This window comes from Luteimonas sp. 8-5 (genome assembly GCF_029763755.1).
Lineage (GTDB): Bacteria > Pseudomonadota > Gammaproteobacteria > Xanthomonadales > Xanthomonadaceae > Cognatiluteimonas.
In genome coordinates, this window is sequence record NZ_JARUVM010000080.1 from 1 (window position 1) to 10,527 (window position 10,527).

At 66.3% G+C, this 10,527-nt stretch carries 12 protein-coding genes; 10 read left to right on the forward strand and 2 right to left on the reverse strand.

Going from position 1 to position 10,527, the window contains the following annotated elements; genetic code table 11:
* Nucleotides 1–79: 79 nt before the first annotated feature.
* From QAA18_RS09150 to QAA18_RS09165, 4 genes are all read left to right on the forward strand, one after another.
* Nucleotides 80–940 (forward strand): RHS repeat-associated core domain-containing protein, encoded by an 861-nt coding sequence (locus QAA18_RS09150; RefSeq protein WP_343226750.1) that lies wholly within the window; start codon nt 80–82, stop codon nt 938–940.
* Nucleotides 937–1,137, forward strand: coding sequence for a hypothetical protein (locus QAA18_RS09155; RefSeq protein WP_279412624.1), 201 nt, complete (start codon nt 937–939; stop codon nt 1,135–1,137). The genes QAA18_RS09150 and QAA18_RS09155 overlap by 4 nt, the downstream gene beginning before the upstream one ends.
* Before the next feature lie 435 nt (nt 1,138–1,572).
* Nucleotides 1,573–1,770, forward strand: coding sequence for a hypothetical protein (locus tag QAA18_RS09160; protein WP_279412625.1), 198 nt, complete (start codon nt 1,573–1,575; stop codon nt 1,768–1,770).
* Nucleotides 1,757–2,065, forward strand: a complete 309-nt coding sequence (locus tag QAA18_RS09165) for a type II toxin-antitoxin system RelE/ParE family toxin (RefSeq protein WP_279412626.1) — start codon at nt 1,757–1,759, stop codon at nt 2,063–2,065. Before QAA18_RS09160 ends, QAA18_RS09165 begins: the two co-directional genes overlap by 14 nt.
* An 18-nt stretch (nt 2,066–2,083) precedes the next feature.
* Here the strand turns inward: QAA18_RS09165 and putA are convergent, their stop codons facing one another.
* Entirely contained in the window at nt 2,084–5,248 is a 3,165-nt protein-coding gene (putA, locus tag QAA18_RS09170; RefSeq protein WP_279412627.1) for a bifunctional proline dehydrogenase/L-glutamate gamma-semialdehyde dehydrogenase PutA, read from the reverse strand.
* Nucleotides 5,249–5,464: 216 nt separating this feature from the next.
* On the opposite strand from putA, the gene coxB reads away from it, so the two are divergent.
* The 5 genes from coxB to QAA18_RS09195 are packed head-to-tail and all read left to right on the forward strand — an operon-like array spanning nt 5,465 to nt 9,573.
* Nucleotides 5,465–6,316 carry a cytochrome c oxidase subunit II gene (coxB, locus tag QAA18_RS09175; protein ID WP_279412628.1) on the forward strand — a complete coding sequence of 284 codons (852 nt, stop codon included), beginning with the start codon at nt 5,465–5,467 and terminating at the stop codon, nt 6,314–6,316.
* Between the two features lie 60 nt (nt 6,317–6,376).
* The gene (gene ctaD / locus QAA18_RS09180) at nt 6,377–7,999 is read left to right on the forward strand and encodes a cytochrome c oxidase subunit I (protein WP_279412629.1); all 1,623 of its coding nucleotides are present in this window, start codon (nt 6,377–6,379) and stop codon (nt 7,997–7,999) included.
* Nucleotides 7,996–8,118: a hypothetical protein gene (locus QAA18_RS09185; RefSeq protein WP_279412630.1), complete on the forward strand. Its 123-nt coding sequence runs from the start codon at nt 7,996–7,998 to the stop codon at nt 8,116–8,118. Before ctaD ends, QAA18_RS09185 begins: the two co-directional genes overlap by 4 nt.
* Nucleotides 8,118–8,663: a cytochrome c oxidase assembly protein gene (locus QAA18_RS09190; protein ID WP_279412631.1), complete on the forward strand. Its 546-nt coding sequence runs from the start codon at nt 8,118–8,120 to the stop codon at nt 8,661–8,663. Before QAA18_RS09185 ends, QAA18_RS09190 begins: the two co-directional genes overlap by 1 nt.
* Before the next feature lie 22 nt (nt 8,664–8,685).
* Nucleotides 8,686–9,573, forward strand: a complete 888-nt coding sequence (locus QAA18_RS09195) for a cytochrome c oxidase subunit 3 (RefSeq protein ID WP_279412632.1) — start codon at nt 8,686–8,688, stop codon at nt 9,571–9,573.
* A gap of 9 nt (nt 9,574–9,582) precedes the next feature.
* Here QAA18_RS09195 and QAA18_RS09200 read toward each other — a convergent pair whose 3' ends face one another.
* Nucleotides 9,583–9,801, reverse strand: coding sequence for a twin transmembrane helix small protein (locus QAA18_RS09200; protein WP_279412633.1), 219 nt, complete (start codon nt 9,799–9,801; stop codon nt 9,583–9,585).
* Between the two features lie 66 nt (nt 9,802–9,867).
* Between QAA18_RS09200 and QAA18_RS09205 the strand changes: the two genes are divergently transcribed.
* A partial coding sequence (locus QAA18_RS09205; RefSeq protein WP_279412634.1) for an SURF1 family protein occupies nt 9,868–10,527 on the forward strand: 660 nt, incomplete at its 3' end.

A 10,527-nucleotide genomic window follows, 5' to 3' on the forward strand; every position in this document is an offset into this window, starting at 1 on the left:
CCAGTCCGGCCAGATCCTGTTCCAGCGCGACGAGCGCAGCAGCAGGCGCCGGCAGTACATCTACCTGGGCGGCAGCCTGATCGCCGAACGCAGCCGCCCGATCGGCAGCAGCACCGAAACCGTGACCTACCAGCACACCGATGCGCTGGGCAGCCCGGTGGCCACGACCAACAGCGCAAAGACCGTGCTGCAGCGCAGCGAGTATGAGCCTTATGGGTTCATGGCCAACCGGCCGATGCAGGATGGGCCGGGATACACCGGCCACATCACCGATGCCGCGACGGGGCTCGTGTATATGCAGCAGCGCTATTACGATCCGATGTGCGGATGCTTCCTGAGTACAGATCCAGTCACTGCGTCAAATGGTCCGTTCAACCGCTATTGGTACGCAAACGCCAACCCATACAAGTTCACGGATCCGGATGGACGACAGGTATCGCCGCCAAAGTCATGCCATTCGGATGGTAGTTGCATTCCTTTGGATCAGGTGAATCGAGGCGATGCAACCATGATGCAGATCGTTGCTACTCCGGTTGTTGTCGGAGGGACCGCGGGTTTGGCCACGGCATCCGGAGCGACAGCCGCAACAGCAGCTACGGTACGTACGGTCACTCCAAAAGTGGTAGAAGCGACAGCAAAGGCAGCGAACGCTGTAAATGGTGCGACCACTTCCGTTGCGGTAAGGGCGCAAGTAGCGGTGGAGGGCGAACTCTCGATGGTGCTGAATGGCGCAGGCTTCAGCTCTGCAACAGCCACTGGTCTAGCGGCAAGTGTCGCTAACCCCGTAGCGGTTGCGGATCTCATCGCTGGGGTTGTTACCGGGTTCTTGGGTGTTAACGAGCCACCTACGTCGAACATCAACGCAGCCGGATCGGAGATCGGTCGACGGTTACGAGTCGACTATGAGGCAATTTCGGATGCTGTTGGAGCTGTCGAATGAGCTACATCGTTGTGGGACTCATTTTGATCAGTTGGGGACTTTCTCTGATATCGAGTGAGACAGGGTTCCTGCCCGGGAGTCGGTTGCCTGTTGTTTTCGGCGAGTACAAGGACATTGCTGGCGTTGTGTTTACCTTCGCCGGCCTTTGGTTGACCACGGCGGGATGGAAAGCGTTGAAGAACGGGAAGGGGTTGTGAGGTTCATTTGGCCTCAACCTCGATCGAGTTCTGCTCTTTTTTAACGGCTTTGATTAAGGCCTAGAAGGAGCGATCTTTGACATCCCCCGGCATTCGCGCGGCTGATGCCGAGCCGAGCAGCTGGGATGCGGCGAGTTGCTTGCCGATCCGGAGCCAGGGCGCTTGGCCTGCGCGTCCGTGCGGGCGAAAAGGGCATCAAGGGATTTTTGCCGAATGGCAGGAGGTCCTTCAAGGGCATTTGCCGCTGCAGGCCGCACCGCGTCTAGGGTTGATCGCAGTTGGAATCGGAACCCGCGTCGGGTCAGAGTGTTCAGCGCTCTTACGATCCGAAGAATGCGAGGCTTCTCTCCGACTCTCGCGACCGCCCGTCTACATGGGCGCTCTTGGACTCGAATGGAGCTAAAATGGGTGTGAGTCGAGTCGCGGAGTCCAGCCATGGCCAATTTAAGTCAGCAAATCCACGAGCTCGCCGACCAGCTTGGGCCGGATGCGACATGGGATGATGTAATCGAGCAGGCGCAATTCCGTAAAGCGGTACAGGAAGGGATCACGGCTGCCGATAAGGGTGAGTTCGCCAGCGAAGAGGACGTTCGCCGGGTTTTTGCCAAATGGGGCGTGGATGCATCGGCTTGAGTGGTCGATCAAGGCTCTGATCGACTTCGACCAAGCGCAAGGCTATATCGCTCGCGAAAGTCCATTCGCAGCACAAGCGGTGGCGGACCGTATCCTCCAAGCAAGCCGGCAACTGATGCAAATGCCCAGCATCGGCCGGCCGGGCCTTCTACCCGGCACGCGGCATTGGAGCGTTCAACGTACGCCGTACCTCATCGTCTACCGGGTGAGGGCCGATACCATCGAAATCCTGCGCGTCTGGCATGGTCGCCGCGACTGGTTGCACGCGACATCCTTCGTGAATGAAGCCGCGTGACCGTGAGACCGGCAAGGGTTACTCGCCTAGCGTCAGCAACGATGCATTGCCACCCGCAGCAGTGGTATTGACCGTCACTGTCTTCTCGGTCGCAAACCGCGGCAGGTAGTGCGGGCCGCCTGCCTTCGGCCCGGTGCCTGACAGGCCCTGGCCACCGAACGGCTGCACGCCGACGACGGCGCCGATCTGGTTGCGGTTGACGTAGGCGTTGCCGACCTTGGCGCGGGCGACGATGCGTTCGATGGTCTCGTCGATGCGCGAGTGGATGCCCAGGGTCAGGCCGTAGCCGGTGGCGTTGATGGCGTCGACCACCTGGTCGAGTTCGCTGGCCTTCCAGCGGATCACGTGCAGGGCGGGGCCGAAGTTCTCGCGGGTGAGTTGCGACAGCGACTGCAGTTCCCATGCGCTGGGGGCGAAGAAGGTGCCGTGCGCGGTGGTGTCCGGGTCGAGCTTGGCACGGGCGATCAGCTTGGCTTCGCCCTGCATGCGCGCGGCGTGCTCGTCGAGCAGGCAGAGCGCGTCCTTGTCGATGACCGGGCCGACGTCGGTCGAGAGCAGCGCGGGGTTGCCGACCTGCAGTTCGGCCATGGCGCCGGCGAGCATGTGCACCACCTTGTCGGCGATGTCCTCCTGCACGTACAGCACGCGCGCGGCCGAGCAGCGCTGGCCGGCGGAGGTGAATGCGGAAGCGAGCGCGTCCTTGACCAGTTGCTCGGGCAGCGCGGAGGAGTCGCCGATCAGCGCATTCTGGCCGCCGGTCTCGGCGATCAGGGTGGCGATGGGGCCGCTTTCGCGGCCGGCGAGCGCGCGGTTGATCGCGCGGGCGGTGTCGGTGGAACCGGTGAAGGCGACGCCGGCCACGCGCGGGTCGGCGGTGAGCGCGGCGCCGACGGTGGCGCCGTCGCCGGGCAGGAACTGCAGCACGGCTTCGGGTACGCCGGCTTCGTGCAGCAGCTTCACGGCGTAGTAGCCCACCAGGTTGGTCTGCTCGGCCGGCTTGGCCAGCACGCTGTTGCCGGCGGCCAGCGCCGCGGCGACCTGGCCGGTGAAGATGGCCAGCGGGAAATTCCACGGGCTGATGCACACGAACACGCCGCGGCCGCCCAGTTGCAGGGTGTTGGACTCGCCGGTCGGGCCGGGCAGTTGCTCCGGCGCGCCGAACAGTGTGCGCGCCTGGCCGGCGTAGTAGCGCAGGAAGTCGACCGCTTCGCGCACTTCGGCCACGCCGTCGGAAATGGTCTTGCCGGCTTCGCGCGTGCACAGCGCCATGAACTGCGGCATGCGCTGCTCGAGCAGGTCGGCGGCGCGCTCCAGGATCACCGCGCGCGAAGCGGCGGGCAGCGCGTCCCATGCCGGCTGCGCGGCGACGGCATTGTCCAGCGCCTTCTGCACCGTTGCAGTGTCCGCGGGCTGCCACTGGCCGACGACCTGGCGGCGGTCGGCCGGGTTGGTGACCTCGATGGCCGCGGCCGACGAGCTGGCGCCCGGCACCAGCGGCGTGGCGCGCCACTGCGCGGTGTTGGCGTCGGCGATCTGCGCGGCGAGCGCGCGCAGCTGGTCGTCGTTGGCGAGGTTGATGCCCATGGAGTTGTCCCGGTCGAGGCCGTAACTGCGATACAGGTCGCGTGGCAATGGAATGCGCGGATGGGGAATGCTGTCGAACGCGGAAACCGTGGCCACCGGATCCTCCACGAGGTCCTCGATGGCGACGTCCTCGTCGGTGATGCGATTGACGAAGCTGGAGTTGGCGCCGTTCTCGAGCAGGCGGCGCACCAGGTACGGCAGCAGGTCCTCGTGCGAGCCGACCGGCGCGTACACGCGGCAGGGCACGCCCAGGCGCGCGGCCGGGATCACTTCGGCGTAGAGGTCGTCGCCCATGCCGTGCAGCTTCTGGAACTCGAACGGGCGGCCGTTGGCGATCCGGTGCACGGCGGCAATTGTCTGCGCGTTGTGGGTCGCGAACATCGGGTAGATCGCCGCGCCCGCGTCGAGCAGGCGCGCGGCGTTGGCCAGGTAGCTGACATCGGTGTTGGGTTTGCGCGTGAACACCGGATAGCCCTCGACGCCGTCGACCTGGGCGCGCTTGACCTCGCTGTCCCAGTAGGCGCCCTTGACCAGGCGCACCGGGATGCGGCGGCCGTGCTCGCGGGCCAGCCCGGCGATCCAGTCGATCACGAACGGCGCGCGCTTCTGGTAGGCCTGCACGACGATGCCGAAGCCGTCCCAGCCGGCGAGCGAGGCGTCCGTCCACGCGGCCTCGATCACGTCCAGCGACAGCTCGAGCCGATCGGCTTCCTCCGCGTCGATGGTCATGCCGATGCGGTGGCGCTTCGCGCGCTGGGCCAGGTCGAGCACGCGCGGCGCCAGCTCGGCCAGCACGCGTTCGCGCTTGGCGTGTTCGTAGCGCGGGTGCAGCGCGGAGAGCTTGACCGAACTGGAAGGCGCGACGATCTCGTCGCTGAAGCTGCCGCTGGTGCCGCTGGCGTCGATTGCGCTGCGGTAGGCCTGCAGGTAACGGTCGGCGGCGCCCTGGGTCAGCGCGGCTTCGCCGAGCATGTCGAACGAATAGCGGTAGTTCGCGTTGTCGCCCTTGCGCGAGCGCTCCAGCGCCTCGCCGATGGTGCGGCCCATCACGAACTGATGGCCCATGATCTTCATCGCCTGGCGCACGGCCAGTCGGATCACCGGCTCGCCCACCCGGCCAACCAGCCGTTTGAAGGCGCCGTGCACGTCGCGGCGGGTCTCGTCGGCCAGGTCCACGAGGTGGCCGGTAAGCATCAGGCCCCAGGTGGAGGCGTTGACCAGCACCGAGTCCGACTGGCCCATGTGCCGCTTCCAGTCGGCTTCGCCGAGCTTGTCGCGGATCAGCTTGTCGGTGGTTTCGGCGTCGGGGATGCGGAGCAGGGCCTCGGCCACGCACATCAGCAGCACGCCTTCCTCGCTGCCCAGGTCGTACTGGCGCATGAAGGCTTCGATCGCGCCCTGGTCGGCGGCGCGGGCGCGGACCCGGCGGACCAGGCCGGCGGCCGTGTCCTGGACCGCTGCGCGGTCGGCGTCGCTCCAGTCGCCGCGCGGCTGGCGGGCCACGGCGAGCAGTTCGCGCACGTGCTCGGATTCGTCGCGGCTCCAGGCCGCGGTAATGGCCGCGCGCCGTGTCGCGTGGGTACTGGGATGGGGGGACATGCCCGGGCCGAAAGCGGGAAGAGGGTTCCATTTTAGCGTCAGCACGGGCCGCGCAGCACGGGCCTCGGCTTGCCGCCGGGTGGGGCCCGGGGCTACCATTCCTAGGTTTTCGCGACCGCGGCGGCGCGGTCGCCGCCCGATCGAACGAATGCTGGAACCGGCTTTCCCTGGGGCGCCGGTCCGCACAACCATTGACGCAATGTGGGGCTCGCACTGATGAAAGCCGGTCGATACAAGGTTCTGTCCGCCCTCGCGGCGCTGGCGCTGCCGCTCGTGGCATGGGCCCAGCCGGCCAGCGAGGTCGAGCCCTCCGAGCCGGTGGCCTGGCAGCTCAACATGACGCCGGGCGTGACCCAGACCTCGCAGATGGCCTACGAGGCGCACATGTTCGCGCTGTGGGTCTGCGTGGCCATCGGCGTCATCGTGTTCGGCGCCATGATCGTGGCGATGTTCCGCTTCCGCCGCTCGCGCAACCCGAACGCCGCCCAGTTCAGCCACAACACCACGGCCGAGGTCATCTGGACCATCGTCCCGGTCATCATCCTGATCGTCATGGCGTGGCCGGCCACCGCCAAGCTGATCGCCCAGTACGACACCCGCGACTCGGCGATGACCGTCAAGGTCACCGGTTACCAGTGGATGTGGAAGTACGAATACCTGGGCGAGGACTACGCCTTCACCAGCCGCCTGGACCGCAAGAGCGACGAGATCCGCCAGAGCGGCCGCCAGCCGACCTACGAAGAGCATCCCCACTACCTGCGCGACGTGGACAACCCGCTGGTGCTGCCGGTCGGCACCAAGATCCGCTTCGTGATCACCTCCGACGACGTCATCCACGCCTGGTGGGTACCGGCGCTTGGCTGGAAGCAGGACGCGATCCCGGGCATCGTCAACGAGGCCTGGACCGAGATTTCCCGCCCGGGCGTCTATCGCGGCCAGTGCGCCGAGCTTTGCGGCAAGGACCACGGCTTCATGCCGATCGTGGTCAAGGCCGTGCCCAGGGCCGAGTTCCGCGACTGGCTGGCCGCGCAGAAGGCCGCCACCACCGCCCCGCAGGCCGCCGAGTAATCCGGCGCCGCATCCCGAAACGCGACGCAGTACGCCAAAAATTTCCGCCGAGGTAAGGCCATGTCCACCCAGTACGAAGCCACCGCCGAACACCACGACCACAAGCCCGGGTTCGTCGACCGCTGGTTCTTCTCCACGAACCACAAGGACATCGGCACGCTGTACCTGCTCTTCAGCTTCGTCATGGTGATCATCGGTGCCGCGTTCTCCGTCGGCATCCGCGCCGAGCTGACCACGCCGGGCCTGCAGCTGTTCGATCCGCAGACCTTCAACCAGCTCACCACCATGCATGCGCTGGTGATGATCTTCGGCGCGATCATGCCGGCCTTCGTCGGCCTGGCGAACTGGATGATCCCGCTGCAGATCGGCGCGCCGGACATGGCGCTGCCGCGCATGAACAACTGGTCGTTCTGGATCCTGCCGTTCGCCTTCACCCTGCTGCTGGCCACGTTCTTCGTGCCCGGCGGCGCGCCGGCCGGCGGCTGGACCATGTACCCGCCGCTGATGCTGCAGGGCGGCGCCAACGTGGCCATGTCGATCTTCGCCGTGCACATGATGGGCATCAGCTCGATCATGGGCGCGATCAACATCATCGCCACCATCCTCAACATGCGCGCCCCCGGCGTCGACCTGATGAAGATGCCGCTGTTCAGCTGGTCCTGGCTGATCACCGCGTTCCTGCTGCTGGGCGTGATGCCGGTGCTGGCCGGCGCGGTCACCATGCTGCTGACCGACAAGTTCTTCCTGACCTCGTTCTTCAACGCCGCCGGCGGCGGCGACCCGGTGATGTACCAGCACATCTTCTGGTTCTTCGGGCACCCCGAGGTCTACATCATGATCCTGCCGGCGTTCGGCATCGTCAGCGAGATCATCCCGACGTTCTCGCGCAAGCCGCTGTTCGGCTACCAGGCGATGGTGTACGCGATCGCGGCGATCGCCTTCCTGTCGTTCATCGTGTGGGCGCACCACATGTTCACGGTGGGCATGCCGCTGGGCGGCGAGATCTACTTCATGTTCGCCACCATGCTGATCTCGATCCCGACCGGCGTGAAGGTGTTCAACTGGGTCAGCACGATGTGGGGCGGCTCGCTCACGTTCGAGACGCCGATGCTGTGGTCGATCGCCTTCGTGATCCTGTTCTCCATCGGCGGCTTCTCCGGCCTGATGCTGGCGATCGTGCCGGCCGACTTCCAGTACCACGACACCTACTTCGTGGTCGCGCACTTCCACTACGTGCTGGTGACCGGCGCGCTGTTCGCGATCATCGCGGCCATCTACTACTGGTGGCCGAAGTGGACCGGGCGCATGTACAACGAGACGCTCGGCAAGTTCCACTTCTGGTGGACGGTGGTGTTCGTGAACCTGCTGTTCTTCCCGCAGCACTTCCTGGGCCTGGCCGGCATGCCGCGCCGCATCCCGGACTACAACGTGGTGTTCGCGGACTGGAACTTCTTCAGCTCGATCGGCGCGTTCGGCATGTTCATCACGCCGTTCCTGATGTTCTTCATCCTGTGGCAGTCCAAGCGCAGCGGCCCGAAGGCCGAGGCCCGTGCCTGGGAAGGCGCGCGCGGCCTGGAGTGGACGGTGCCGTCGCCGGCCCCGCACCACACCTTCACCGTGCCGCCGGTGCTGCGTCCGGGCGACCTCGCCCATGACGACATCATCGAGAAGGACTACGAGTGATCCGTGATGCCGCCAATCGCAAGGCCGTGCGACGCACTGTCTGGGTGACGGCGGCGATCGCGGTGGCCATCTACGTGGCTTTCATCCTCAGCGGCGTGCTGGGGAGGGTGGCGGCGTAATGGCGGGCAAGGCTTCCGGAACCGTCAAGCTGCTGGGCGTCGCGCTGGGCGCGTTCGCCTTCACCTTCGCGCTGGTGCCGCTGTACCGGATCGCGTGCGAGAAGGTGTTCGGCGTGCGCCTGGAGCAGGGCCCTTCCGAAGCCGCGGCCAAGGCCGGCACGCCGGTGTCCGAACGCTGGATCACCGTGCAGTTCGATGGTGGCGTGAATTCGAAGCTGCCGTGGGCGTTCGAGCCCGAGCAGCTGACCATGCGGGTACAGCCGGGCGTGCAGTACGAAGCGCTGTATTTCGCCCGCAACGACGGCACCCGCCCGATCGTCGGCAACGCCGTGCCTTCGGTGGCGCCGGCGCGCGCGTCGGGCTATTTCAGCAAGACCGAATGCTTCTGCTTCACCGCGCAGACGCTGCAAGTGGGCGAGTCGCGCGACATGCCGGTGCGCTTCATCGTCGACCCGAACCTGCCCGACAACATCAACACCATCACCCTGTCCTACACCTTCTTCAAGAACGATGCGCTGACCGACCAGCTCGGCGACGCGTCCTGACCAGCAGCGAGACCGGAAGACCATGGCCCAAGCCCACGATACGCACGCCCACGACGCGAACGTCTACTTCGTTCCGCATGGCAGCCGCTGGCCGGTGTTCGCCTCGGTCGGACTGTTCATCCTGTTCGTCGGCTTCTCCGGCTGGCTGAACGAGGCGACCTGGGGCAAGACCACCTTCTTCATCGGCGTCGCCGCGCTGGCGGCAATCCTGTTCAAGTGGTTCGCCGACGTCATCACCGAGTCGGTGCGCGGCTACTACAACAAGCAGGTCGACGTGTCGTTCCGGATGGGGATGATCTGGTTCATCTTCTCCGAGGTCATGTTCTTCGCCGCGTTCTTCGGCGCGCTGTTCTACGCGCGCCAGTACGCGATGCCGTGGCTCAACGGCGAGGGCGACGGCGTGATGACCAACGCGCTGCTGTGGCCGGAGTTCGCCGGCGGCTGGCCGAGCAACGGCCCGGGCGCGATCGGCGGCAACTTCCAGATCATTCCCGCGTGGGGCCTGCCGCTGCTCAACACGCTGATCCTGCTGACCTCGGGCGTCACCGTCACCATCGCGCACCACGCGCTGAAGGCCGGCCACCGCAAGCAGCTGCTCGTGTTCCTGGGCCTGACCGTGCTACTGGGCTGCACGTTCCTGTTCTTCCAGGCCGAGGAATACATCCACGCCTACCACGAGCTGAACCTGACCCTGGGTTCGGGCATCTACGGTTCGACGTTCTTCATGCTCACCGGTTTCCACGGTGCGCACGTGACCCTGGGCACGCTGATGCTGGCGATCATCTGGCTGCGCTGCCTGAAGGGCCACTTCAGCGGCGAGGACCACTTCGCGTTCGAAGCGGTGGCCTGGTACTGGCACTTCGTCGACGTGGTGTGGCTGGGCCTGTTCCTGTTCGTCTACGTGCTGTAAGCGCGGGGCTCAACCGCCCACGCCGTGGGGCGTGATCCATCCCATGTAGATGGACAGGGCGACGAGCAGGATCAAGGCGACCGACAGCGCGATGCGCTTGGTCAGGGCGTTCACGGTGCGCTTGGTCGTGCCCTTGTCGACCAGCATGTAGTACAGCCCGGCGCCGAGGTTCCAGACGATGACCACCAGGAAAGCGACGATCAGCAGGGTCTTGAGCGAGTCGTTCATGGTGGCGGCGGGCAGGGCGCGCCGGAGCGGCGCGGCCCCATTATCGCAGGCATGGACGGCGCGGGCGTGAGTCGCCGCGGAAATCTCCTGATCGGTTGGTTGCTGGCGCTGGCCGGCATCGCGCTCTTCGCCCGCCTCGGCTTGTGGCAGCTCGAGCGCATGCACGCCAAGCAGGCGATGCTCGATGCGGTGTCCTCGGTGCTCGAGCAGCGCCAGGCGCAGCCGCTGGCCTCTGCCGCTGATCCCGCGCGCAGCGGCAATTACGACTGGAGCGCCGGCAGCGGCCGGTTCGCCACGCTGCCGCCGGTCGTGCTCGACAACCAGGGCAGGGAACAGCGTCCCGGCGTACGCGCCTATCGCGTGTTCGTGCCCACGCAGGGCACGCCGCTGCTGGTGGAACTGGGCTGGCTGCCCTTGCCCGGCGACCGCACGCTGCCCGCGGTGCCGCTGCCGCGGGAAACCACGCAGGTCTCGGGATTGTTGTCGCCGCCGCCGTCGCCGGGGCTGGCCACGGCGCCGGCAGTGGCCCAGGCCGATGGCACCCTGCTCGCCATCGCCCTGCGCCCGGATGCGCTGGCCGCGCAGCTTGGCCTGGCGGCGCTGTCGCCGCGCGTGCTCAAGCTCGATCCGGCGCAGTCGCTGCCCGCCGACGGTCCGGCCTACGCCCGCGACCTCGACATCCTGCCCAACACGCTCCCCCCCGATCGCCACCTCGGCTATGCCGTG

What these genes read in the sequence shown, in the direction of transcription:
- QAA18_RS09160 (WP_279412625.1), top strand. Translation starts at nt 1,573, where the DNA reads ATGGCCAATTTAAGTCAGCAAATCCACGAGCTCGCCGACCAGCTTGGG.
- QAA18_RS09155 (WP_279412624.1), top strand. Translation starts at nt 937, where the DNA reads ATGAGCTACATCGTTGTGGGACTCATTTTGATCAGTTGGGGACTTTCT.
- putA (WP_279412627.1), bottom strand. Translation starts at nt 5,248, where the DNA reads ATGTCCCCCCATCCCAGTACCCACGCGACACGGCGCGCGGCCATTACC.
- QAA18_RS09200 (WP_279412633.1), bottom strand. Translation starts at nt 9,801, where the DNA reads ATGAACGACTCGCTCAAGACCCTGCTGATCGTCGCTTTCCTGGTGGTC.
- QAA18_RS09195 (WP_279412632.1), top strand. Translation starts at nt 8,686, where the DNA reads ATGGCCCAAGCCCACGATACGCACGCCCACGACGCGAACGTCTACTTC.
- QAA18_RS09190 (WP_279412631.1), top strand. Translation starts at nt 8,118, where the DNA reads ATGGCGGGCAAGGCTTCCGGAACCGTCAAGCTGCTGGGCGTCGCGCTG.
- coxB (WP_279412628.1), top strand. Translation starts at nt 5,465, where the DNA reads ATGAAAGCCGGTCGATACAAGGTTCTGTCCGCCCTCGCGGCGCTGGCG.
- QAA18_RS09165 (WP_279412626.1), top strand. Translation starts at nt 1,757, where the DNA reads ATGCATCGGCTTGAGTGGTCGATCAAGGCTCTGATCGACTTCGACCAA.
- ctaD (WP_279412629.1), top strand. Translation starts at nt 6,377, where the DNA reads ATGTCCACCCAGTACGAAGCCACCGCCGAACACCACGACCACAAGCCC.